The following is a 23,700-nucleotide window of genomic DNA, read 5'->3' on the forward strand; positions in this document are numbered from 1 at the left end:
TCCGGCACCGCTGCGGCGGTTACCGGGCTCGCGCGATCTCCGGCACCGCTGCGGCGCCGCCGGGTTACCGCTCGGCACTCGCGGCGGCCGGCGCGAGCACTCGGCTCAGGAATAGCGCCTGGTGCTCGCGGATGGTGTCGTGGCGCTGCTTGCCGGGGTAGACGTCGAAGTGATCGCAGGGATAGTGCCGGACCTGTGCGCGGGCCCGCGACGCCGCCTTCGCCGCCGCCGACGGCGGCGCGTAGCGGTCATAGTCGGCGATCTGGACCAGCACCGGGCAGCGCACCTCGGCCGCGGCGCGCAGCGGCGCACGGCGAATCGCATCGAGCGCGATACTCGCGGCCACCTCGTTGCGCCAGGTGGGTCCCGCGATGGAGGCGTAGTCGGCGGTGGCGCCGGGCAGCGTGAGCAGCGCCAGCTCACCCGGCTCGCCCACCGCGGGCAGCGTGATCCGCTCGCGCCCGGCCGCGGCGGCACGGCGGTCGCGGGCGGCGGCGAGCAGCAGCCGCGCGGTCGTGCCCGCCCGGTGCCAGCCCGGCTCCGCAGCGGGGACCGGACCGGCGGCCAGCGGTGCCGGCCGCTCGACCGCGGCGCCGGACACCAGCGGCGTCAGCGCGATCACCGCGGCGATGTCGTCCCGTCCGGCCGCCGCCTCCAGCACGGTGCCACCGGCCATGGAGACACCCCACAGCACCAGCCGGTCCGGATCGACCTCGGGAAGCCGGGCGGCCGCGTCGAGCGCCGCGCGGTAGTCCGCCAGCTGCCCCGACGGCGAGATCACCTGTCGCGGTGCGCCTTCGCTGGCGCCGAAGCCGCGGTAGTCGAAGGCCAGTACCTCGGCGCCCGCGGCGGCCAGGTGCCGGGCGAACGATTCCAGACCGGAGTCCTTGGTACCGGCGAAGCCGTGCGCCATGACGACGGCCGGGCGCCCGGCCGGACCAGCCAGCCGCGCGTCGGCGGCCCGGAAATGCCAGGCGTGGCAGCGCACCCCGGCCGATTCGAAGGTCGTGTTCTCCATCAGGCCACCAGCTCCCGCGCCCGCGCGGCCGCCTGCGCGCGGCGCCTGCCCTCCGGCAGCTCCTCGAGACGCAGCTGCCGCTCGTAGGGGAAGAACTCGACCTGCTGGGTGTGGCGCGGCCGGTCCAGTACGTGCCCGAGGTAGCGCTGCTCGTCCGCGGTGATGATCCGCTCCATCTCGGGCGCGGGCGGTGGCAGGTACTCGCCGGCCGCGTAGGCGGCGATCAGCCGGGCCTGGCACTCCACGAAGGGGAACAGCGTCGGCACCGACTGCGCCAGCCCGGCGAAGGCCAGGTCAGGGGTGCCGGGCTGCAGGATCCGCTTGTAGAGCCGGATACGATTGCCCGGCGCGCTGAGGAACTCCGGGTCGAAGAACGGGAAGCTGATGTTGTACCCCGTGGCGTAGATGATCACGTCGATCTCGGCGCTGCTGCCGTCCTCGAAGCAGACCCGCGCGCCGTCCAGCCCGCTGATGTTCGGTTTCGGCGAGACATCGCCGGAGCCGAGCCGCAGCGGCAGCTCGACCGACTGGGTGCCGTGCGCGTCCAGGAACCGGTGCTCCGGGCGCGGCAGCCCCCAGCGCTCGGGGTTGCCGGAGATGAACTCCGCGAAGGCGTTCACCGCCGCGCGGTAGACCGGCCGGGGGACGAAGGGCAGCGCCGCGCCGTACTTGTCGACCGGCCGCCCTGCCATGTACTTGGGCACGATCCACGAGCCGGAGCGGGTGGAAAGGTGCACGGTATTACCCAGGGAGCGGGACGACAGCTCGACGGTGATGTCGGCGGCGCTGTTGCCGAGGCCGACCACCAGGATGCGCTTGTCGCGCAGGTCGAGCGGGTGCGCCGGGTCGATGTAGGCGTGTGAGTGGATCACCTCGCCGTCGAAGTGCCCGGGGAAGTCCGGGAAGCGCGGGTCCCAGTGGTGCCCGTTGGCGACGACCAGGAATTCGGCGTCGTGCCGTTCGCCGTTGCCGAGGTGCAGCGTCCAGCCGCCCTGGTCGTGGTGCTCGGCGCGGACCACCGCGGTGTCGAAGGCGATGCGGTCGAGCAGGTCGAACGATGTGGCGTAGTCGTCGAGGTACCGCTTGATCAGGCTGTGGTGCGGGAAGTCCGGATACGTTTCGGGGATCGGGAAGTCGCGAAACGACAACTGGTACTTCGAGGTGTCGATGTGCAGCGACCGATAGGCGCTGGAACTCCCGTTCGGATTCCCGAACGCCCAGTTGCCGCCGATGCGGTCGGAGGCCTCGAAGCAGGTGTACGGGACTCCGTAGTCACTCAGCATCTTTCCCGCGGTCAGCCCGGCGATGCCCGCGCCGATGATCGCCGTCGACGACGGCTGGAACAGTCCCATGTTGTCGAACTTTCTGTTGGTATTTCGGTAAGTCGCATAGTATGGCAATCCGCAGAAGCTGGACAGCAAATCGGAGGTACCGTGGGCAACAATCGGACTGCCGTCGTGATCGGCGGCGCATCGGGGCTCGGCGCCGCGACGGCGCGGGCGCTGGCGGCCACCGGCACCCGGATCGTCGTCGCCGACCGGGACGGCGCGGGCGCGGGTGCGGTGGCGAAGGAGATCGACGGCATCGCCAGGGAAGTCGAGATCACCGACGAGGCCGCGGTGCAGCGGCTCTTCACCGAGGCGGCGGCCGCCGGTGCCGTGCACACCGTCGTCAATACCGTTGGCACCAGCACCTGGGGCCCGATCGTCGACCACGACGCCGCCGAGTGGCGGCGGGTGCTCGACATCAACCTGGCCGGCGCCTTCCTGGTCCTCAAGCATGCCGCGCGGGTGCTCACCGACGGCGGCTCGATCACCTCGCTGACCTCGCTCAACGGTAGACAGCCCGGCGAGGGCCTCTCCGCCTACTGCGCGTCGAAGGCCGGGCTGTCGATGCTCACCCAGGTCGCGGCGCTGGAGCTGGCGCCGCGCGGCATCCGGGTCAATGCCATCGCACCGGGCCTGGTCATCACCCCGCTCACCGCCGGGATCGACGGTATTCCCGGCATCCGGGAGGACTACCTGGAGAACACCCCGCTGGGCCGACCGGGGAAGCCGGAGGAGGTGGCCGCCGCCGCGGTCTTCCTGAGCTCGGACGAGGCGAGCTGGATCACCGGCGAGGTGCTCGACATCAACGGCGGCGCACACCTCATGCGGTACCCGAACCTGCGCAAGCACCTGGCGGCGCTGACATGACCGAGCCGTACGGCGGCCGATTCACCGGGCGTTCCGCCCTCGTCACCGGCGGCGGCTCCGGCATCGGCGCCGCACTCACCCGTGCGCTCGTGGCGGCCGGTGCGCGAGTGCACTGCGCCGACATCGACGCGGCGGCCGCCGCCCGGGTGGCGGCCGCCGCCACCGGCCCGGGCAGTGCCGTCGGCGTCGAACTCGACGTCACCGACGCGGTCGCCGTTGCGGCGGCGGTCGCCGCGGCAACGGCTCCGACCGGCCGGCTCGACCTGCTCTTCAACAACGCCGGGATCGTCATCGGCGGCCCCACCGAGGAGCTGACCCTCGAGCAGTGGAACCGCATCATCGACATCAACCTGCGCGGTGTCGTGCACGGCGTCCAGGCCGCCTATCCGCGGATGATCGCGGCGGGCACCGGCCACATCGTCAATACCGCCTCGGCGGCGGGGCTGATGGCATCCGGGCTGCTGACCAGCTACTGCGCCACCAAGTTCGCGGTGGTCGGGCTGTCCGAGGCGCTGCGGACCGAAGCCGTGCACCACGGCGTCGGGGTGACGGTGGTGTGCCCGTCGGCGGTCGAGACACCCATTCTCGACAGCACCGACAGCAGCGGGTTCGCCGGTCGCGCGTTCTTCCTCGGCGCCGAGAACACCGAGCGGGCGTACTCCCCGGAGCGGCTGGCCGCCGATGTGCTGGCCGCGGTCGCCCGCGATCGCGCCCGGGTGGTGGTACCGGGGCGCACCCGGGTGGGGTGGCTGGTCGGCCGCGCCGCGCCCGGCTTCCTGGCCCGCCGGACCGCGCGCTACGTCGGCACCCGGCTGCCGCGAGCCGTCACCGGCCCGACGGCGAGCTGACCGAAACCCGGGCCCGCTTCACCGATCAGCGTCGGTGAACGTGATGACCCCTCGGATATTGCGGCCCTCCAGCATGTCCCGGTAGCCGTCGTTGACGTCCTCCAGCCGGTACCGACGCGTCACCATGTCGTCGAGGTTGAGCTTCCCCGCCCGGTAGAGCGCCAGCAGCCGGGGAATATCGTGCTGCGGGTTGCCCGCACCGAAGATCGTGCCCTGCACGTTCTTCTGGAACAGGGTCAGCATGGTGAGGTTCAGCGTCGTCTCGGCGTCGAGCACGCCGCCCATGGCCACGACGACGCAGGTGCCCGCCTTCGCCGTCAGCGCCAGGTACATGTCGAGGTCCCGGCCGTCCATGCGGCCGACGGTGACGATCACCTTCGCCGCCATTCCGCCCGCTGTCACCTCGGGAACGGCGGCCAGCGCGGCGGCGATGTCGGGGTAGACGTGGGTCGCGCCGAAGTGCACGGCCTGCTCGCGCTTCCAGGCGACCGGATCGATCGCGAAAACGTAGCGGGCCCCGGCCAGCACCGCGGCCTGCAGGGCTGCCGCCCCGAGCCCGCCGATCCCGATCACCGCGACATCCTCGCCCGGCCGCACATCCGCCGACCGCGCCACCGCGCCGAACCCGGTGGTGACCCCGCAGCTCAGCAGCGCCGCGACCGCGAAGGGGATCTCCGAATCGATCTTCACCACGGAGCTGCGGTGCACCACCAGGTACGGCGCGAAGGTGCCGAGCAGCGACATCGGATACACGTCCCGCCCGCGCGCCCGCACCCGGAACGACCCGTCGGAGACCGAGGCCCCCGCCAGCAGCCCGGCACCGAGATCACAGAGGTTCGTCCGGCCCGCCCGGCAGGACGGGCACCGGCCGCAGGCCGGGATGAACGACAGCGCGACGTGGTCACCGACCGCGATGTCGTCCACTCCCGCGCCGACCTCGACGACGACGCCGGCACCCTCGTGCCCGCCGAGGATCGGGAAGGACGCCATCGGAATGTCGCCGGTCACGAGGTGGTGATCGGAGTGGCAGAGCCCGGCGGCCTCCATCCGGATCTTCACCTCGCCGCCGCGCGGCTCCCCGATCTCGATCTCCTCGATCGACCACGGCTGGTGGAAATCCCAGATCAGCGCACCCTTGGTCTTCATCGAGCGCACGGCCGTTCGCCGCGCTCGAGCCGAGGCGGACGCCCCGTCACCACAGCAGCCCGTTGAGCACCGCCGTCTGCGGAATGTCCTCGACCGACACCAGCCCGGCGGGAGCGTCGCAGACCCAGTCGATCGCGTTGACCACCCGGGCCGCGGTGGAGATGCAGCCCGCGTCGGTCGGATCGAGGACCGGGTGGGAGACGTGGGTGTTGATCTCGATCCGCGGATCACCCTCGACCACGACCCGGTGCACACCGGAGTGCCCGTCCGGCGGGAAGTCCCAGTCCGGTGCCGCGGCCGAGGTGAGCCGGTTGACGTGCTCCATCGTGATGACCACCTTGCCGTTCAGCACCCCCTCGGTGGCGAACCGGACCGCCGCCATCTCCCCGGGCTGCACCGTCATCATGGTGCAGTCGATGCGCTCCGGGGTGAACCACCGTTCGGTGCGCTGCGTGACCTCGTCCAGGGTGATCCCGAGCGCCGCGGCCAGGCTGCGCACCTGCCCGCCCCACATGGAGGCCACCACGCCGGGCAGGTACAGCGGCGGCAGCTCCGCGTCCTCGGCCACCCCGAATCCCATGGCCGCGCCGGTGAATTCGGCGTCGTCGTAGTTGCCGTAGTCGAAGATCTCCTGCACCGCGACCGACTCCGCCCTGGTCACCAGCCCCAGTGCGGTGTGTACCAGCGTGTCGCCGGAGTAGCCCGGGTCGATGCCGTTGATGTACAGCGAGGAGCCGCCCGCCGCGCACGCCTTCTCCAGCGGTTCGCGCACCCAGTCCTCGGCGTGCCGGGGGGCGACCATCCACACCAGCGACGACCCCACCACATTGATGCCTGCCGCGAGGATCGCCGACAGCTGCTCGATCGCCTCCACCGGCCTGGTCTCGGCGAGCGCGGTGTACACCACGCAGTCCGGTTTCAGCGCGAGCAGCGCCTCGACGTCGTCGGTGGCGAGCACACCGGTGGGCTCGCCCCAGTCGCACAGCTCGGCGGCGTCGCGCCCGATCTTGGCCGGGCTCGCGGCGTGCACCCCGGCCAGCTCGAGGTCGGGGCGGCCGATGATCGCCCGCAGCGAATGCCGTCCGACATTGCCGGTGGAGAACTGAACTACTCTGCGCATGGTCTCGCCTGTCTCGTAGGTGGAGTGGATGGAACTGTTTCTCCCGCGGGGCGCACGCTGATCGGAACGCCGGTCAGCCGGGACATCCCCGCCAATGCCTCGATATCACCGGGCTCGCTCGACATCAGCAGGTTGACGTTCACCCCGCCGACCTGGTTGGCGAGCCGCCATCCCCCGGTACCCCGGTGCCCGTAGCCGTGTGGGATGGCGACCGCGCCCCGCACGATATCGCCGGTCAGCTCGACCGGGAGCTCGATCGAGCCGGTCGCCGAACTCACCCGCACCGCGGCGCCGTCGGCGATCCCGAGCCCGGCGGCGTCGTCATGGTGCATGAGCGCGCGGTGCGGCCGGTGCGCACCGCGCCGGAGCAGCGGCGAGTTGTGCATCCAGGAGTTCTCCGAGCGCGGCTCGCGCATGCCGATCAGCCGAAGCGGATAGCGGGCGGTGCCGGTCTCCCCGGCCAGCGCCGCGATCTCGGCGGCGATCTCCGGGTGCCGCAGGTGCACGCGCCGGTCGCCGTAGGCCAGCACCTCGCCGAGCACGCCGGTCGCGATCTCCGGAGCCACGACGACGCCGTGCGGGTGTGCGCCGGTGAGCCGGTCGAAGGTCAGCCCGGTGCGCCCGGCCCCGGCGCCGCCCGCGGACAACCGGATGATCAGATCGGCCAGCGGGCGCGGGTGGAAGCGGCGTCCGAGGCGCCGCAGGGCGGCCCGGAGGAGGGCGAGTGCCGCGAAGACCGGAGTGCGTTTCGACATCCGCCGCATCAGGTCGTCGATGATCTCCCACTCCGTACGCGCCCGGCCGGGTGGCCGCACGACGGCTTCGGTGGCCTGCCGGAACGGCGTCGCCTGGAACTGCTGGAAGGTGAGCGCGAAGTCGTCGCGCTCGTACATCGTGGTCACCGGCAGTAGATAATCGCAGTGCGCCGCGGTCTCGGTGCGGTAGAAGTCCAGCCCGACCATCAGGTCGAGGTGCTCGGTCGCCGCCTCCAGTTCGTCGCCGTTGGGGACCGAGAGCACCGGGTTGCCCGCGCTCACGAAGAGCGCGCGGATCCGGCGCGGCCCCGGCGTGGTGATCTGCTTGGCCATGAGTGCGGCGGGTTCCGCGCCGATGACCGGGCCGAAGCCGCCGATGCGGCCCCGATCGCGCCGGTAGGCCCGGCGCAGCAGCGCCCCCATGACCACCATCGCCCAGCGCTGCCCGCGGATGCCGAGGGTGCTGAAGACGCTGCCGCCCGGGATGTCGAGGTTGCCCGCCACCAGGTTCACGGCATCGATGAGGTAGTTCGTCAGGGTGCCGTGCCGCCCGACGCAGGTGCCGAACCGGCCGTAGACGGCGGCCCGCGGGGTCCCGGCGAGCGCGCGGGCCAGCTCGCGCACCTGCTCCGGGGCGATCCCCGTCGAGCCCGCCGTGGACTCGGGGGTGAACGGCGCGGCCTGCGCGCGCAGCCACCCCAGGTCGCGAACCCGCGCACCCGGCCTGGCGAGGTCCTCGGCGAAAAGCACTTGGAGCAGCGAGAGCAGCAGGAAGGCATCGGTGTCGGGAACGATCCCGAGCCATTCGTGCGCGGCGGCGGTCTCGGTCCGGCGGGGATCGATCACGACGACCCGGCCGCGGCCGCTGATCTCGCGCAGCCGGTCCTTGATCCGGGGCGCGGTGAGGAAACTGCCGTGCGAGACCAGCGGATTCGCGCCCATGACCACCAGCAGGTCCGTGCGGTTGAGGTCGGGGATGGGAACCGAGAGCGGGGAGCCGTAGAGGAACTGGCTCGCCAGCAGCCTGCTGCTGGTGTCCTGGGTGGAGGCGGTGAAGTAGTGCGAGTGCCTGCCGATGCCCTTGATGAAGGCGATGACCCCCATCAGGTGCGAGTAGCTGAACGCGGCCGGGTTGCCCATGTACCAGCCGACCGCCCCCGACCCGTGCGCGCGCAGCACCCGGGTGAGCCGCGCCGCGATATCGGCCATGGCCTCGTCCCAGCCGACCTCCTCGAAGCCGTCCGGGCCCCGGCGCAGTGGCGTGGTGACCCGGTCGGGGTCGTTGACGACCTCGGTGAAGGCGACGCCCTTCCGGCAGGCGAAGCCGCTGGACAGCGGCTGCTCGCGATCCGGGCGCAGCGAGGTCAGCCGCCCGTCCTCGACGGTCGCGATCATGCCGCAGAGCGGTTCGCAGATGCGGCAGAAGGTCACCACGGTCTCGGTCATCGCCTATCTCCCGGCGAGATTGGCCGTCATCGGCGGCAGGTCGGCGTAGGTGACGATGCCCGGCGCCGCCGCCACCACCGCCGGGATGGCGTTGATCGCGGGCGAGGCGGTGAGCACGGTGCCCATCATCGCCATGCCCTCGGCGGTGAGCTGCTCGAGATCCGCCGGGAGGAAGTCGACCCGCATGATCACCCGCGGATCGGCGTTCACCTCGACGGTGTAGCCCATGTCGGTGGTCCAGGCGGGCTCGATCTTCGTGCCGAGCGTCCAGCGGGCGACCAGTTCGATCACCGCGGCCCCGCCGACGATGCCGGACCAGGTGATCTCGATACCAGCCACGGTCCCGGCGGTGACGGTGCGCGCGGCGACCTTCAGATCCGCGGTGGCGTGCGCGAATTCGACGTCGTAGCGGATCTCGTCCAGCTCGACGCCGAGCACCCGGGCCGCCACCTCCACGGCATCACGGAATTCCGCGACGCCGACGGCGACGTCGTCGGCATGGCCGGGGTCGCCGGCAGGTCGGCCCCAGCCGAAATCGTCCTGGTTGCCGTCGGCGGAGAGGACCATCAGGTCGAACTGCTCGATCACGCGCAGCGACCGCAGATTGCGCGTCACCCCGGAGGCTGCCGCGGCCAGGTACTCGATCCACCCCGGATTCACGCCGCTGCCGAACAGGCTGGCGCCACCGGCCGCCGCGGCCCGCTCCAGCCGGGCCCTGGCCTCGGCGCCCAGCGCGGCGCCGGTCATGAACTCCGCGGTGGTGACGATATTGATCCCGGCCTCGAGCAGCCTGGACAGGTGCTCGACGTCGGGGAACAGCGGCATGTAGGAGACGCAGTCCGGCCGCAGCGCGATGATCGCGTCGATGTCGTCGGTGGCCGCGACGCCGAGGGTGCGGCCGAGCCGAGCCAGGTCACCGGCGTCCCGCCCCACCTTGTCGGCGCTGAAGGCGTACAACCCGACCAGCTCCATGTCGTCGCGTTCGACGATCGACCCCAGTGCCGCCCGCCCGACGTTTCCGGTGGTCCATTGCACGATCCGCAGTGTCACAGCGGGTTCCTCTCCTCGACGGACGGTGGATTCGCGGTGCGCCGACGCGATGTCACGCGCGAACCGCGTGCGAGCAGCGTCGTGTAGGAGACGCCGAGCAGGCGCGGGAGCGCGGCCGCGATGCGGCCGTCGGGGCCGACGAGAATCCGCGCCTTCCCCCGGTCGACGCCGCGCAGAATCGTGCGCGCGGTGCGCTCCGGCGTGGTCAGCGCGGCCTTGTCGAACAGCGTCCTGGCCACCTCGGCGTCCTCGGCGCTGGTGCGCATGTTCTTGCCGAAATTGGTCTTCACCACGCCGGGGTGCACACAGTGCACGGTCACCGGGCGGTCGTTCATGATCATCTCCTGGCGCAGCGTCTCGGTCAGCCCGCGCACCGCGAACTTCGAGGCGCAGTACGCGCCCTGCGCGGGGACGGCGATCAGTCCGAAGGCGCTGGACAGGTTGATCAGCCGGGCCGGGCGATCCGCGCTCCCGGCCTCGATGAGCTGCGGCAGGAAGGCCGTGGTGCCGTTCACCACGCCGCCGAAATTGATGCCGAACAGCCAGTCCAGATCCGCGGGCTCCATGCTCTCGATCTCGGCCATCAGGTCGACACCGGCATTGTTGAACAGCATCGACGCCGGCCCCAGGTCGGCGCGGACCTGCTCGGCGTGCGCGCGGACCGCGGCGCGGTCGGCGACGTCGAGGTGGTAGGTGGCGACACTGCCCGGCGCGCAGGCCGCGCTGGTCGCCGCGAGCCCGGCCGCGTCGATGTCCGAGGCCGCCACCCGGGCGCCATCGGCGGCCAGCGCGATGGTCAGCGCCCGCCCGATGCCGGAGCCCGCGCCGGTGACGACCGCGACCCGGTTGCGATATTTCACGGATGTTCCCCCGTTCGCCGGCGCGCGGCGCCGGATTCGATGATGGCTCCGATGCGCGCGACCGAGGTCTCCAGGTTCTGCCGCAGGTCGGCCCGGCGATCCCGGACCAGCAGGAACAGCCACTCGAAGGCGAGAATCGAGGTGGGCAGCGCCACGCACATCCGGAATTCCTCGGTCAGCCGCGTGCTGTCGCCGCCCGGCTCCAGCCGGTACGTCCACTGCGTCCAATCCCCGCCCATGGCCTGGACCACGAACGAGAATCGTTCGCCCGGAATCGATTCGACGATCGTCGCGTCCGTGCGCCAGACACCGAGCCGCCGCCGGTTCCAGGAGCGGAACCCGGCCGGGCCCAGCCGCCGCACGCGCACGGTCTCCGGGCTCCACTCGGGTATCCGGGTGACGTCGGAGACCAGCGCGTACACCGCGTCGGCCGGGGCGGCGATCTCGATCGAGGCGCTCAGGACCTCGCCCGCCTGGATTCGGCCCACGTCAATCCGCCGGCTTCGGATGGACGACCCCGGGCAACCGGAGCAGCCCGAGCTCGAGATGGCCGAGCGGCCCCGGCGCGGCCGCGCACACCGCGGGGATGGCGTTGACCGCGGCCATGGCGGTCCAGGTGTAGCCGAGGTAGACGGGGTTACCGTCCGGCCCGGCGCCCGCGCGCAGCACCAGCTCGGTCGGCGGGTCGCCGTCGATCACCAGCAGGTGGTGGCTGTGGCCGTAGTTCCACGCGGGCTCGATGTCGTCGTCGCCCATCGTGTACTTGGCATGGAAGGTGATCAGCGGAGTCCCGCCCGACCACGCCGTCCACCGGTGGTGCTGACCGGCGACCGTCCCGGCGGGCACGACACCGTGCACGCCGGGGATGTCGCTGGTCTCGGTCCCGGTGTAGTGGATGTCCGCGGTGGCGGTGGCGATCTCGATCTCGGCGACGGTGACCTCGTCGATGGTCCGGCCCAGTCCATCGGCGATCACCGCCATGGACTGCGCGAAGTACGGCACCGAGGCGCCGAGCAGCGCGGGCTCCGCCCGGAACTGCTCGGGCGTCTTGCCCATGCCGGTCCACTCGATGTACTTCGACGGTTCCTGCCGGAAGTTCACCACCTCGTGCACGTGGATGTGGTCCACCCGGCTGGCGAGCCGGGCCAGGGTCAGCGGCAGCAGGTCGCCGGCGTAGCCGGGGTGGATGCCGCCGCCGTGGAACGAGGTACCGCCCTCGGCGCAGGCCTGTTCGATGCGCGCGAAATCATCCCTGGCGATCTCGGTCGGGTAGTACGGCCCGGTCGAGGTGACGACGTTCTTGCCGCTGCGCAGCAGCCGGCAGACGGTGTCGGTGTCCGGCCACAGCGGCGAATAGAACACGCAGTCGGCGTCGAGCGCGAGAATCTGCTCCACGTCGTCGGTGGCGGCCAGCCCGATGGGGCCGATGCCGGCGATCTCGCCGGCGTCCCTTCCCGCCTTCTCCGCGGCGAAGACCAGCACGCCGACCAGCTCGTACACCGGGCTCTGCGCGAAGTGCCTGAGCGCCGCCTTGCCGACGCTGCCGGTGGCCCACTGCACGACCCGGTACGGCCGCTCCGCTTCGGTAGCCAATGTCCACACCCTTTCTAGCGGCCCGGCAGGGAGAAGATGCCGCTGGTGTCGATCGGCGCGACATCGGTCGGGTTGCCGTCTTCGTCCAGCGTGCCGAGCAAGGCCTCGTCCGAGCAGATATTGGCGACCACCGGAATGGGCTTGCTGCCGCACTGGAAGGTGCCGCCCGCGGAGAGCGTCAGCGGCGCGGGCTGCGGCATGGCGCCCAGCCGCGCGTTCACCGACTGCCTGCTGAGCTCATCGGGCATGCCGTCCAGCGCGGAGCGCAGGCCGAGCAGGGTACGGAACACCGAGGCGGCCTTCTTCGGATCCTTGGCACCCGAGCCGTCGACCACCGCGTCGAACAGTTTCGTGTCCGGCTGGGCGGGGTCGAAGACGGTATTGACGATGATCTTCACGCCCTCGTAGCCGCCGGGTATCTGCGCGGCGGTGTCGGCGTCGCCGACACACTGGGTCACCGCCATGACCGGCTGCGTGGTGTTCAGCGTCCGCATGGCCTTGATCGCCGCGGTGCAGAACGAGACGTCGCCGAGCAGGTGGAACATTTCGGGCTGCTCGGCCAGCGCGGCCTGGATCTGCGGGGTCATGTCCGCGGTGCCGAGCGGCACCGGCACCACGTCGACCTGCGCGCCCGCATTGCCGAAGGCGAAGGGGCCGAGCTGCTTCAGCGGGTCGATGGCGGTCGGCGAGTCGACCGCCAGGATGGCGACCTTCTTGAAGTTCTGCTGCTTGGCGTAGGCCGCGGGCACGCCCGCGAGCGAGTTGAGCGCGTTGATCAGCACGTAGGTGTTCGGCAGCAGCAGCGACTGCTGGCCGCCCGCGGCGGTGAGGTAGGGCATCGCCGATGGCGAGGTGATCGAGGCGACGGTGTCGGCGTTGTTGGCCTCGCCGCTGACCACCGCGACCGCGTCGGACTGGACGAACTTGTTGGCGCAGTTGCGCGCCAGGCTCACCTGGAGTTCGTCCTCGCAGGTGATCAGCTCGATCGGGCGGCCGTTGATGCCGCCGAGGTAGTCGTTGATGTAGGTGGCGGTCGCCTTGGCCACCTCCAGTTCCTCGGTGTACACCGGCGCCTTGGGGCCGGTGGTGATCAGGCCGATCCGCACCGGGGCGCCGGTCGCCTTGTTCTCCTGGCCGAGCACCGACTTGTCGGCCGGGCTCGACGCGGAGCCGTCGTCGCTGGAACAGCTGGTGGCGAGGAGCGCGGCCGAGACGGCGAGACACGGCAGCACCGCCCATCGGGTACGGGTGAAGAGGGACATGACGATCTCCTGGGGACGGTGGTCGGCGCCGTTGCGCGACCGGGGTGGATCAAACGGTGGCTGTGGGGGTTTCGCCACCGAGGTAGGCGGCTTCGAGACGCTCGGGCGCCCGCTGCAGTTCCGCGGCGGTGCCGCGCAGGGTCACGTCGCCGTGCACGAGCACGACGGCGTCGTCGGCGACCGCGAGGGCCAGCCGCACGTGTTGTTCGACCAGGACGACCGCCGCCCCGGCGTGGTCGGCGATGTGCCGGACGGCCGGGAGCAGGTCCTCCACGATGACCGGCGCCAGCCCCATGCTCATCTCGTCGATGAGCAGCACCTCGGGGCCCTGGATGAGCGCGCGCCCGACCGCGAGCATCTGCTGCTCGCCGCCGGAGAGTGCGCCCGCCGCCACCTTCCGGCGCGGCCGCAGCGCGGGCATCAGGTCGAAGATGTCGTCGAGCGGGCGGCCGGTGCGGCGCCGGGCGATCGCGAGGTTCTCGGTGACGGTCAGGCCGGTGAAGAGCGCACGATTGTCCGGGACCAGCACCACCCCGGCCCGGTTGGCGCGCGCGGGGCGGCCCGTCGGCAGCGGGGTGCCGCCGACGGCGATCTCCCCGCCGAGGGCCGGAAGCAGCCCGGCCACGGTCAGCATCAGGGTCGTCTTCCCGGCGCCGTTCGGCCCGAGCAGCGCGGTCACCGTCCCCGAGCGGACCTCGAGGTCCAGGTCGCGGACGATGGCGAGCTTGCCGTACCCGGCGGTGATTCCGTTCAGCCGCAGACTCATCCGACGACCTCCTCGGCGAACATGGTGCCGAGGTAGGCCTCGGCGACCTTGGGATCGGTGCGGATCTGCTCGGGTGTGCCCGAGGCGAGCGTGCGGCCGAAGTTCAGCACCTGAACTTGATCGCAGACGCTGAGCACCAGGCTCATGTCGTGCTCGATCAGCAGGATCGTCACCCCGCTGGCCCGGATCGCCAGCAGCCGCTCGCCGAGCCAGCGGCTCTCGGCGGTGTCGAGGCCGCCCGCGGGTTCGTCGAGCAGCAGCACCGCGGGCTTCCCCGCGAGCGCCCGCGCGATCGAGACCAGTTGCCGCTGCCCCTGGGACAGCTCGCCCGCCGGGGTGTCGCAGACCTCGACCAGTCCGAGCAGGGCGAATATCTCGTCGAGCTCGGCGGCGCTGCCCGCCTGTTCGGCCCGGCTCCGGCCGGAGAGCCCGACCAGCACGTTCTCCCGGACGCTGAGGTCCTCGTACAGCTCGATGGCCTGGAATGTCCGGCCGAGCCCGGCGTGGATCCGGCGGTGCACGCTCATCCCGCCGAGCTGCACGCCCGCCAGCGTCACGGTTCCGCCTGCGGGGACCGCCCCGCTGATCGCGTCGATCAGGGTGGTCTTGCCCGCCCCGTTGGGACCGATCAACCCGACGATCGCGGCCTCCGGCACCGCGAAGCTCACGTCGTCCACGGCGAGAACGCCGCCGTAGTGCACCGTCACCCCGTCCAGCTCCAGCAGCGGAGCGCCCGGCACCGAGTCCGGGCGCGGGAGGGGCACCTGTGCGGTACCCGGCACCGAACCCGCTCGCGGCGCCGTCTTCTTCCCGGTTCTGGCCAGGGCCCGCTGCGCCGGGGCGACGATGCCCTCCGGATTCGTCAGCACGGTGATCAGCAACCCGATTCCGACGAACACCTGGTACCAGGATCCCGCGGCGTCACCGAGGTTGCCGAGCAGCAGGAACGCCACTCCCCCCGCGCCGAGCACACCGCTGAGCAGGCCGCCCGCGATCGAGGTCGTCCCGGCGAGATAGACGATGGCGAACAGACTGAGCCCGGCCAGCGCGGTGAAGGACTGGAACGACACATTGGTCTGCTGGTAGGCGAGCAGGCTGCCGCCGATCCCGGCGATGAACGCGCCGATCGCGAACGCCGCCAGCTTGGTGCGGACCACGTCGACGCCGGATGCCGCCGCCGAGCGCTCGTTGGCGCGCACCGCGAGCATCCGGGTGCCGAGCCGGCTGCGGCGCAGGTAGGCAACGCCCGCCCCGACGACGGCCAGCACCGCCAGGCACAGCAGCCCGAATTCGAGGCGCGGGAAGTTCTCGCCGCGGCCGATGCCGAGGCTGTGGCCGAAGATCACCGGGTCCGGGATGTCGATGCCGCTCGACGGGACGAGGTCGAGATTGCGGAACCAGACCGCCTCCACCGCGTAGGCCAGGGCCAGGGTGACGACCGCGACCGTCAGGCCGCGGATGCGAAGCGCGGGCAGCCCGACGACGACACCGAGCACGGTCGCCAGCGCCGCGGCCAGCAGCGGCGCGAACGGGAACGGGATGCCCCAGTCCGCGGCGATCGGCCCGAGCAGGTGCGCCGCGGCGCCCGCCAGCGCGAGCTGCGCCAGCGATACCTGCCCCGCGTACCCGGTCACCACGACCTGGGAGAGGCCGATGATGGCAAGGATCAGCGTCGTGATGATCGCGACCCGCAGGTCGCCGCCGGACAGGATCAGCGCGGCACCCGCGGCCAGCACGCCGATTCCGGTACACAGCAGGACTTTTCGCGGATAGGGCGCGGTGCCGAGCTCGGTCACGATGACCGCGCCGCGCGAGGGAAGCGGCCTGGCCCTGATCACCAGCACGACCAGGATGACGATCAGCGGCACCAGCTCCACCAGCCCGCTCGAGGGCAGCCACTCGTAGGTGCGCGACAGGTAGGTGGCGTCGGATTGCAGCATGCCGATCACCAGCCCGGCCGCGACCGCGGCGACGACCGAGGAGAACCGGCCGATGATCGCCGCGGCCAGCGCGGGCACGATGAACAGCGAGTAGCCGGTCGGGCTGAGCGGGACGATCGGCGAGATGAGGATGCCCGCCGCGCCCGCGACCGCCGACCCGATCATCCAGTTGCCCGCGGCGATCCGATCCGGGGAGAGCCCGCTGACGTAGGCGCCCTCCTCGCTCTCGGCGGTGGCGCGGGTGGCCAGCCCGAAGCGGGTGAACCGGTACAGCGCCGCCAGCGCGAGCGCCAGCACCACGATGCTGATCCCGAAGTAGATCCGGTCCTGGGGGATGCGCAGCTCACCGACGGTCCAGATGTCGACCGGGAAGATCGCCTTGACGCCGACGGAGTTCGTTCCCACCTGCTTGGCGGCGACGGCCACCAGCAGGATCATCAGCGCCAGCGAGGCGACGGCGCGAGCGATCGGCGGCGCCTTGCGCAGCGGGCGGAAGACGACGACGTAGAGGAGCAGCCCGAAGAGCGCGGACAGCGTTACCGCGACCGCGGCCGCCACCGCGAAGCCGGGGTCGCCGCCGATGTCGACCGATTTCGGCAGGCCGGGCAGAAGGATCACGAACTCGCCCTTGCGTAGGAACGCGTAGATGTAGGCGCCGTTCAGCGCGATCGCTCCGGTCGCGAAGTTGAGGACCCCCGAACTCCGGTAGACCAGGACCAGCGCGATGGCGAGTGCGCCGAAGACTCCCCCGCTGCCGATCCCCAGCAGCAGGAACTGCAGATGCTCGGTCATGCCCGTCGCCCCGCTGCCGTGCGCGGCGCCCCCACACCGGTATCCCCCGCGACTGTGTTCCCGGTCGAATCCGAGATGGTCGAACGCATCGCGTACCTAACTGTCAGATGGGCCGCCGGTGTGGCGCAGGTAACACTACGGTAGCTACTACCGTAAGCACAATAGTCAACCATTCGGCAATTTCCGCGACGGAAAACCCCAGGCCATGGCGGTGAAAGGCGGCCGGCGCGCGGCCTGGATCAGGACATGAAAAAGCCCGGGTGCGAATCGATGTCGCACCCGGACCCGTCGGTGGCGCCGGTCAGCCCGGCAGCGCTTCGAGCGCTCGATCCGCGTGGATGTTCATGTTCAGTTCGCTGTGCACGGCCGCCAGCACCCGCAGGTCGGTGCCGATGACGAAGGTCGCCCGCTTGGCGGGCAGCCCCGGAAGCCTGCGCTTCAACCCGTAGGCCTTCGCCACCTCGCCGCCGTCGTCCGCGAGGAGGGGGTAGCCGAGCCGGTGCGCCTCGTCGAACCGCCGCTGCTTGGCGACGTCGTCGGCGCTGATACCGACGATCCGGGCGCCGCGGGCCGCGAACTCGGCGACGATGTCGCGGAAGTGGCAGGCCTCCCTCGTGCATCCGGGGCTCAGCGCGGCGGGGTAGAAGAACAGCACGACCGGCCCGGCGCTCGCGAGCGCGGAGAGCCGGACGGGTTCGCCGCGCTGGTCGGACAATTCGAAGTCGGGTGCTTGGTCGCCGACATTCGGCATGAGATCCTCCTCGACAGCTCGGTCGCCCGACCCTCGCGTCCGCCTCGTGCGAGTTGCCGACGCTGCGTGCGGGGCGATGACCTAAGCTGTTCTCCTCGTGAACACCGAGGTCGCCCCGGTCGGCGGCCAATTAATGCACCATCATGGTGCATCAAATGGGTGAGGTTGGCAATGGGTGCAGCGTCTCCGGCTCGGGGCCGCCGCCGCGACCCGTCGATCGACGCGCGCGTGCTCGCCGCCGCCGTCGACGAGCTCGCCGAACGCGGGATAGCCGGCTTCGCCACCAACAGCGTCGCCGCCCGCGCCGGTGTCGACAAACGCGGCATCTACAGCCGGTGGCCCGATCGCGACCGGCTGATCACCGACGCGCTCGGCACCCTCGCCGCGGGGCTCACGGTGCCGGGAACCGGGTCGCTGCGCACCGACCTCCTCGCGATCACGCCCGCCGTGGCCGCGGTGTTCACGAGCCCGCGGGTCGAGATCCTGCAGCGGTGCGTGCAGGAGGCCCAGCAGTTCCCGGCCATCTACGCCGCCTTCCGGCGCGACTCGATCGACCACTGCATGGCGGTCGTCGAGGAGGTCTTCCGCGCCGCGGCCAGGCGCGGCGAGATCGCCGGTGATCCGGTGCTCGCCGCCGAGGCCTTCACCGGCATCCTGCTCACCCGGACCAGCTTCGGCGGCCGGGCCGCCGCCCTCGGGCCCGAGCAGGAGCGCACCATCGTCGAGTTCATCGTGCGCACCTTCACCTCGGACGAGCCGAGGGAACAGCGCTGAGGTCGCGCCCGCTACCTCACCCGGCGGGCATACGTGTCGCATTCGGATCCGACGCCGGTCCCATCCTCGAACCGATCTCCGCCACCGCACGTCTGGCTGACCTGAGTAGACGAGCAAGGAGGGGTGATGGAATCCATCAAGGCAGGCATCGCGGCGCTGGGGCGCGCCAACACGCCGCTGTCGCTGCGGCTCACCGTCGCCGAGGTGCGCCCGCTCTCGCCCGGGTCGTGCTCGAAGGGGCCGCGCTCGCGCAGTACCGCGCGCCGCGCCCGGCGGACGCGTTCGAACTCGAGCTGTCCGCCGACGACACCGGGCGGCCGCTCCTGCGCGCCTGCACCGTGCGCGCGTTCGACGCGGACGCCGAGCGCCTGACGCTGGACATCGCCCGCCACGAGCGCGGGGTCGCCGTGAACCGGCTCGCCACCGTGAGCCGGGGCGACGCGGTGACGCTCGCCGGGATGCGCCCGGAATGGGTTGTCGCGGAGGGTTTTCGCGACCACATCCTGGTCGGCGACGACACCGCCGTCCCGGCGATCGCGGCGATCGTCGACAGCCTCGGGCCCGAGCATCGGATCCGGGTGTACGCGGCGCTCACCGACCCGGCCGACCGCGCCCCGCTCCCCGCGCACCCGAACCTCGAGCTGCGGCTCATCACCACCGTCACCGAGCTCGAAAGTCATGTCCCCGACGTGGTTTCCGAGCACCGCACCCAGGTGTGGGTGGCCCCCGAGGCCGCTGCCGTCCGACGCGTCCGCGCCCACGTGCTCGGCTCCTGGGGCATCGCCCGCGCCGACCTCCTCGCGCGGGCCTACTGGAAGCGCAGCCTGACCAACACCGACACCGACGCGGCCAGCCTGCTCGGCTACCGGGAAGCGGTGCTCGCCGGGGGTGACATCCACGATCCGGCGCTCGCCGAGCGCATCGATCTCGGCTCCGAGTAGCGCTGTCGCCACCGGCGCGCGATGGGCTCCCGTTTCCGGTCGACCTGCACCTCCGAGGTCGGGCAGAATGCCCGTCGCAGCGCATCGTCCGACAGGGAAGGCTGGAAATGATCTGGACCATCGACGCACCGGAGTACGACGAGACCGGGGGTGTCCGGATGGAATGGGAAGCCGGCTTCTCGATCCTCGTGCAGAACCACGGTCCGGAGATCCTGATCCAGGCGAACCGCGCCGGGCTGATCAGCCTCGCCCGGATCCTGCTGACCCTGGCAGGCACGACCACCCCGGCGGGTGCGCACGTGCACCTGACGGGCGGCCAGGAGATCGACACCGATCTCGGCCTTGTCGTGGACAGGCTCGAGGACTGACGCGACGGGCCTGGCGGGCGTTGCCCGCCATCTCGCCCACGATTCCCGAGCAGACGGCACCGAGCCGGGTGTGGTCCTCTTCGACGGCGCGACAGTAGCGAGTCCGCAACACAATGTCTACCCTCCGCACTACAGATTTTTCCCACGGTCACCCATCGACATAACCGGTGCCGAGCCGGGTATCGACCACTCGTAGCGCGGGGTGACGGGAGGCAGGGCAGGTGTCGGCGAAGGATTCGACGGGCGGCGGGCTGGGTGACACCACCGCGGCCGAGCAGATCGTGGCCGCGTTCGCCCGGATGGCGGGGATGTTCCTGACCCACCGGACGGTGGACGAGGCGCTGGCGACCATCACCGAGCTCGCGGTGCAGACGGTGCCGGGCACCGCGGGCGCGGGGCTCACGCTCTTCGACAGCGCGGGCGAGCGCGGAACCACGGCGGCGACCAGCGACCTGGTCGAGCGCGCCGACGCGCTGCAGTACGAGCTGGGCGACGGCCCGTGCCTCACCGCGTCGGTGGAGCGGATCGTGGTCCGCGTCGACGACGTCGGCACCGATCCCCGCTGGCCGCGCTGGGGTCCGCGCGCCGCTGCGCTCGGGCTGGTCTCGACGCTGAGCGCTCCCCTCGTCGCCGGTGAGCGCGGGCTCGGCGCGATGAAGGTCTACGGCACCGGCGCCTACGGCCCCCGCGAGGAGCACGTGCTCACGCTGTTCGCCGCGCAGGCATCGCTGCTGGTGGCGCAGGTGGTCGGCGCCGCAGAGGCGGAGACGGTGAGCGGCCGGATCACCGACAAGCTGCGCGGCCGGGAGGTGATCGCGCGGGCCACCGGCTTCCTCATGGGCCGGGACGGGGTCGGCGAGCACGCGGCGTTCCTGAGCCTCGCGCACACCGCGCGCGAGCAACGCACCTCGATGCGCCGGGTCGCCGAGCAGCTCACCGCCGCGCGGGAGGACGAGCAGTGGTGACCGGTTCCCGCGAATCCTCCGGCCGGGATCGCGCCGGGGAGCAGCAGCGCAGCTTCGCCGCGGCGTTCGAGAGCGCCGGGCTCGACGTCGAGGAGTTGTGGACCGAGTACTTCGGCATCGGCGGCGATGCCGGGTTCCTCGAGGTCGACGCCTACGTGCACGGCATGACGACGCTGTCCGCGCGGGACCGCGACATGCTCGCGCACGTCGTCAACGAATATCTCGACCAGCGCGCCGAGACCGGGCGCGCCACCTTCAGCCGCCCCTTCCGCAATCCGCGCCCGACCACCCCGCCGCTGTCCGCGCTGGTCGAACTGGTCGACGGCGTCCACCTCGCCGCACCGGACCGGCTGCCGGTGATCGCGCGCGCCGCGGGCACCGCGCTCGGCGTCGAGCTCACCGTGCACCTCGTCGACTACGAACAGCGCGCACTGCGCCCGGCCACCGGAACCGGCGCACCCCCGCTCGACCTCGACACCACCACCGCGGGCCGGGCCTTCCGCGAGCTGGAGGCCCAGACCTCGTCGACCGACCGGGCGCAGACCCTGTGGATGCCGCTGCTCGACGGCATCGAGCGGCTCGGCGTGCTCGAGATCGGCGTCCCCGATGCCGAGGACCTGCGCGACCCCGGCCTGCGCGCGCACTGCCGGTGGGTGGCGCGGCTGCTCGGCCACCTCGTCACCATCACCACCCACTACGGCGACGGACTCGACCGCGCCCGCCGCACCCGGACCCGCACCCCGGACGCCGAACTCCTCTGGTCGCTGCTGCCCCCGCGCACCGCCGGGGTGGGCGACATCGTGGTCAGCGCCGCCGTCGAGCCGCGCTACGACCTGCGCGGCGACGTCTTCGACTACGCCTTCTCCGAGACCACCGCGCAGCTGCTGATCCTCGACGCCTCCGGTGACCGCGCCGCGCTGATCGCCGCGACGGCGCTCGCCGCCTACCGCAGCGCCAGGCACGCGGGTGGCGGGCTGCTCGAGCAGGTTCGCTCGATCGAGGAGAGGCTCGTCGCCCGGTTCGGAGCGGGCTCGCTGGCCACCGCCGTGCTGGCCGAGCTGGACCTGGACAGCGGACGGCTGTGCTATCTCAACGCCGGTCACGCCGAGCCGCTGGTCATGCGCGGCGGCACCATCGCCGACCCGCTCGGCGGCGGGCAGGGTGTACCGCTCGGCCTCGGCGCGGCGACCGAGCCCGTCGCCGAGGAGAAGGTGCACCCCGAGGACTGGCTGGTCCTCTACACCGACGGCATCACCGGTGGTCCCAACGGTGATGAATTCGGCCTGCGGCGGCTGGCGGAGGTGCTGCGCCGGGAGGCGGGCACCGGCCATCCGCCGCCGGAGACGGTGCGGCAGGTGATCGCCGCGGTGCGGGAGCACCACCGGACCCCGCTGCGGGAGGACGCCACCGTCGTGCTGGTGCGCAAGCTGGGTCCGGCGATCGCGCCGCGACGTCCGGAGGACGAGAGGCGGGACTCGCTCGACCGGTGACGGGCTCCTACCGATCAGCCACCGGGAATTACCCTGTTCCGCATGACCTCTGCCCTGCGGCGCGCCCTGACCGATCCGGGCCTCGCGGCGCTGCCGGAGCACCGTGTCGTAGCCGGATAGAGAACGGTCACGGCGTGATCCTTCAGAAGACCTACCAAGTCACGAGAAGGAAGTTTCACGCGATGACCTCTGTCAACGATATCGACCTGCCGGCGATGCTGTCGGATCGACTCCCCGCCGCGAGCCCGGACCTGCTGCGCGAGATGCTCGTGACGTTCATCCAGGCGTTGATGAGCGCCGTAGCCGACGCGGTCTGCGGTGCCGGCTACCGGCAACGCTCCGACGAGCGGGTCAACCACCGCAAAGGCTACCGCCACCGCGACTTCGACACCGGCGTCGGCACGATCGACCTCGCGGTGCCGAAGCTGCGATCGGGGCCACCCGGCGGGTGCGTCCTGGCAACGCTGTCGGACCCATTACACGGTGAACCTCATGAGCATCACCCCGAAGAATTCGTGGCCGTGGGTACGGACCCTGTTGCATTCGGTGTTCGACCAGGCAGATGCTGAATCTGTTGCCACACAATATGATCAGATGCTCGACACGCTTTCCGAGAAACTGCCGAAGGTCGCCCATCACCTCGACGCCGCTCGCGCCGACCTGCTCGCCTCCACCGCGTTCCCCAAACAGATCTGGCGTCAGATCTGGTCCAACAACCCCCAGGAACGGTTGAACAGGGAGATCCGCCGCCGCACCGACGTGGTCGGGATCTTCCCGACCGAACCTCCATCATCCGCCTCGTCGGCGCGGTCCTGGCCGAACAACACGACGAATGGATCGAGGGACGCCGCCACCTGGGCCTCGACGTCCTCGCCCGCTCACGCGGGCGCGCCGAACGCACAGAACAGGAGCAAGCCCCCGCTGAACTGACCGCCTGACCCACCCCGATCACGCGCAGACCGTTCCCTACACCACGCAATTGGACTTGACCTTACAGCTGACCGGCACCGGATGGAGCAACACCACGAGTCCTGCTACTTCGGCCGGCCGCTGGCGAGCGACACCAGGCCGGCCGCGGATCCGCCGATACAACGGCCGCACCATCCCGCACAACGGAGCTCCGGAAGGCGCGCTGCCCTCCGACGAGCTACTGTGCCGGACATGGGACGTGTAGTAGGGGCCTACCTGTTCATCCTGACCATCGCCGCCGCCGCGTTCGGCACGAGCGGGTGCGATTCCTCCGACACCTCGACGGCACCGCCGTCCGCTACATCCGCGAACACCGGCACGACGACCACTGCGCGCAGCACCGTGGCCGCTTCGACCACCACCGTCGCGGCCGCACCGGTTCCGCCCGGTGACCTGACCGCTATGCCGTGCACCCAGTTCCTCGAGCTGGACGACGCCACGCAGAAATCGACCCTGCCCGCCCTTGCCGCGCAGCTCGGCTACCCGACCCGGGTCAACCCGAGCAACTTCCGGATCGTGCAGACCCTGTGCCGCAATGATCCGAGCAAGCTGGTCAAGGACTGGCTCGGCCGCGAATAGGCGATCGTCGGTTCCGGTGTCGATGCCGGTGGCGCCTGCTGCATCCGCACCGGCTTTTCCTCTGGGCGGGTC

21 protein-coding genes and 2 pseudogenes are annotated in these 23,700 nt (G+C 71.3%); 10 read left to right on the forward strand and 13 right to left on the reverse strand.

The window, feature by feature from the left end; translation table 11 throughout:
* Positions 1 to 64: 64 nt before the first annotated feature.
* Together ACFO0B_RS19180 and ACFO0B_RS19185 are read right to left on the reverse strand one after the other, a co-directional pair.
* Positions 65 to 1,018 carry an alpha/beta hydrolase gene (locus tag ACFO0B_RS19180; RefSeq protein WP_378613889.1) on the reverse strand — a complete coding sequence of 318 codons (954 nt, stop codon included), beginning with the start codon at positions 1,016 to 1,018 and terminating at the stop codon, positions 65 to 67.
* A complete protein-coding gene (locus ACFO0B_RS19185) occupies positions 1,018 to 2,370 on the reverse strand; it encodes a flavin-containing monooxygenase (RefSeq protein WP_378613890.1) in 1,353 nt (450 codons plus the stop codon). Before ACFO0B_RS19185 ends, ACFO0B_RS19180 begins: the two co-directional genes overlap by 1 nt.
* An 81-nt stretch (positions 2,371 to 2,451) precedes the next feature.
* Here ACFO0B_RS19185 and ACFO0B_RS19190 point away from each other — a divergent pair, with 81 nt between their 5' ends.
* Together ACFO0B_RS19190 and ACFO0B_RS19195 are read left to right on the forward strand one after the other, a co-directional pair.
* On the forward strand, positions 2,452 to 3,213 hold the full coding sequence (locus ACFO0B_RS19190; protein WP_378613891.1) for an SDR family NAD(P)-dependent oxidoreductase: 762 nt from the start codon (positions 2,452 to 2,454) through the stop codon (positions 3,211 to 3,213).
* On the forward strand, positions 3,210 to 4,061 hold the full coding sequence (locus tag ACFO0B_RS19195) for an SDR family NAD(P)-dependent oxidoreductase (protein ID WP_378613892.1): 852 nt from the start codon (positions 3,210 to 3,212) through the stop codon (positions 4,059 to 4,061). Before ACFO0B_RS19190 ends, ACFO0B_RS19195 begins: the two co-directional genes overlap by 4 nt.
* Positions 4,062 to 4,079: 18 nt before the next feature.
* Here the strand turns inward: ACFO0B_RS19195 and ACFO0B_RS19200 are convergent, their stop codons facing one another.
* The 11 genes from ACFO0B_RS19200 to ACFO0B_RS19250 all read right to left on the reverse strand — a co-directional run bounded on the left by ACFO0B_RS19200 (position 4,080) and on the right by ACFO0B_RS19250 (position 17,542).
* Complete coding sequence (locus ACFO0B_RS19200) at positions 4,080 to 5,207, reverse strand: NDMA-dependent alcohol dehydrogenase (protein WP_378613893.1); 1,128 nt, start codon at positions 5,205 to 5,207, stop codon at positions 4,080 to 4,082.
* Positions 5,208 to 5,253: 46 nt separating this feature from the next.
* The gene (locus ACFO0B_RS19205) at positions 5,254 to 6,327 is read right to left on the reverse strand and encodes an NAD(P)H-dependent amine dehydrogenase family protein (protein ID WP_378613894.1); all 1,074 of its coding nucleotides are present in this window, start codon (positions 6,325 to 6,327) and stop codon (positions 5,254 to 5,256) included.
* Positions 6,315 to 8,528 (reverse strand): molybdopterin-containing oxidoreductase family protein, encoded by a 2,214-nt coding sequence (locus tag ACFO0B_RS19210; RefSeq protein WP_378613895.1) that lies wholly within the window; start codon positions 8,526 to 8,528, stop codon positions 6,315 to 6,317. Before ACFO0B_RS19210 ends, ACFO0B_RS19205 begins: the two co-directional genes overlap by 13 nt.
* A 3-nt stretch (positions 8,529 to 8,531) precedes the next feature.
* Positions 8,532 to 9,578, reverse strand: coding sequence for an NAD(P)H-dependent amine dehydrogenase family protein (locus tag ACFO0B_RS19215; protein ID WP_378613896.1), 1,047 nt, complete (start codon positions 9,576 to 9,578; stop codon positions 8,532 to 8,534).
* A complete protein-coding gene (locus tag ACFO0B_RS19220) occupies positions 9,575 to 10,438 on the reverse strand; it encodes an SDR family NAD(P)-dependent oxidoreductase (protein WP_378613897.1) in 864 nt (287 codons plus the stop codon). The genes ACFO0B_RS19215 and ACFO0B_RS19220 overlap by 4 nt, the downstream gene beginning before the upstream one ends.
* Positions 10,435 to 10,926, reverse strand: coding sequence for an SRPBCC family protein (locus ACFO0B_RS19225; protein ID WP_378613899.1), 492 nt, complete (start codon positions 10,924 to 10,926; stop codon positions 10,435 to 10,437). The genes ACFO0B_RS19220 and ACFO0B_RS19225 overlap by 4 nt, the downstream gene beginning before the upstream one ends.
* A gap of 1 nt (position 10,927) precedes the next feature.
* Positions 10,928 to 12,031, reverse strand: a complete 1,104-nt coding sequence (locus tag ACFO0B_RS19230) for an NAD(P)H-dependent amine dehydrogenase family protein (protein WP_378613900.1) — start codon at positions 12,029 to 12,031, stop codon at positions 10,928 to 10,930.
* 14 nt (positions 12,032 to 12,045) lie between these two features.
* Positions 12,046 to 13,293 carry an ABC transporter substrate-binding protein gene (locus ACFO0B_RS19235; RefSeq protein ID WP_378613901.1) on the reverse strand — a complete coding sequence of 416 codons (1,248 nt, stop codon included), beginning with the start codon at positions 13,291 to 13,293 and terminating at the stop codon, positions 12,046 to 12,048.
* Positions 13,294 to 13,342: 49 nt separating this feature from the next.
* Positions 13,343 to 14,059 carry an ABC transporter ATP-binding protein gene (locus ACFO0B_RS19240; RefSeq protein WP_378613902.1) on the reverse strand — a complete coding sequence of 239 codons (717 nt, stop codon included), beginning with the start codon at positions 14,057 to 14,059 and terminating at the stop codon, positions 13,343 to 13,345.
* Entirely contained in the window at positions 14,056 to 16,791 is a 2,736-nt protein-coding gene (locus tag ACFO0B_RS19245) for an ABC transporter permease subunit (protein ID WP_378613904.1), read from the reverse strand. The genes ACFO0B_RS19240 and ACFO0B_RS19245 overlap by 4 nt, the downstream gene beginning before the upstream one ends.
* Positions 16,792 to 17,092: 301 nt before the next feature.
* Positions 17,093 to 17,542, reverse strand: a complete 450-nt coding sequence (locus ACFO0B_RS19250) for a peroxiredoxin (protein ID WP_378613905.1) — start codon at positions 17,540 to 17,542, stop codon at positions 17,093 to 17,095.
* A gap of 171 nt (positions 17,543 to 17,713) precedes the next feature.
* Here ACFO0B_RS19250 and ACFO0B_RS19255 point away from each other — a divergent pair, with 171 nt between their 5' ends.
* The 8 genes and pseudogenes from ACFO0B_RS19255 to ACFO0B_RS19285 all read left to right on the forward strand — a co-directional run bounded on the left by ACFO0B_RS19255 (position 17,714) and on the right by ACFO0B_RS19285 (position 23,628).
* On the forward strand, positions 17,714 to 18,316 hold the full coding sequence (locus ACFO0B_RS19255; protein WP_378613906.1) for a TetR/AcrR family transcriptional regulator: 603 nt from the start codon (positions 17,714 to 17,716) through the stop codon (positions 18,314 to 18,316).
* A gap of 227 nt (positions 18,317 to 18,543) precedes the next feature.
* Positions 18,544 to 19,257, forward strand: coding sequence for a siderophore-interacting protein (locus tag ACFO0B_RS19260; protein ID WP_378613907.1), 714 nt, complete (start codon positions 18,544 to 18,546; stop codon positions 19,255 to 19,257).
* Positions 19,258 to 19,364: 107 nt separating this feature from the next.
* Positions 19,365 to 19,625, forward strand: a complete 261-nt coding sequence (locus ACFO0B_RS19265) for an Imm32 family immunity protein (RefSeq protein WP_378613908.1) — start codon at positions 19,365 to 19,367, stop codon at positions 19,623 to 19,625.
* Positions 19,626 to 19,846: 221 nt separating this feature from the next.
* Positions 19,847 to 20,590 carry a GAF and ANTAR domain-containing protein gene (locus tag ACFO0B_RS19270; RefSeq protein WP_378613909.1) on the forward strand — a complete coding sequence of 248 codons (744 nt, stop codon included), beginning with the start codon at positions 19,847 to 19,849 and terminating at the stop codon, positions 20,588 to 20,590.
* The gene (locus ACFO0B_RS19275; protein ID WP_378613910.1) at positions 20,587 to 22,080 is read left to right on the forward strand and encodes a PP2C family protein-serine/threonine phosphatase; all 1,494 of its coding nucleotides are present in this window, start codon (positions 20,587 to 20,589) and stop codon (positions 22,078 to 22,080) included. The genes ACFO0B_RS19270 and ACFO0B_RS19275 overlap by 4 nt, the downstream gene beginning before the upstream one ends.
* Before the next feature lie 263 nt (positions 22,081 to 22,343).
* Positions 22,344 to 22,457: pseudogene (locus tag ACFO0B_RS31530) on the forward strand (transposase); the annotation flags it as partial.
* Positions 22,458 to 22,527: 70 nt separating this feature from the next.
* Positions 22,528 to 22,964: pseudogene (locus tag ACFO0B_RS31535) on the forward strand (transposase); the annotation flags it as partial.
* A 277-nt stretch (positions 22,965 to 23,241) separates the two neighbouring features.
* A complete protein-coding gene (locus ACFO0B_RS19285) occupies positions 23,242 to 23,628 on the forward strand; it encodes a hypothetical protein (protein WP_378613911.1) in 387 nt (128 codons plus the stop codon).
* The last annotated feature ends 72 nt before the right edge of the window (positions 23,629 to 23,700 follow it).

The sequence above is a fragment of the Nocardia jiangsuensis genome (assembly GCF_042650385.1).
GTDB lineage: Bacteria > Actinomycetota > Actinomycetes > Mycobacteriales > Mycobacteriaceae > Nocardia > Nocardia jiangsuensis.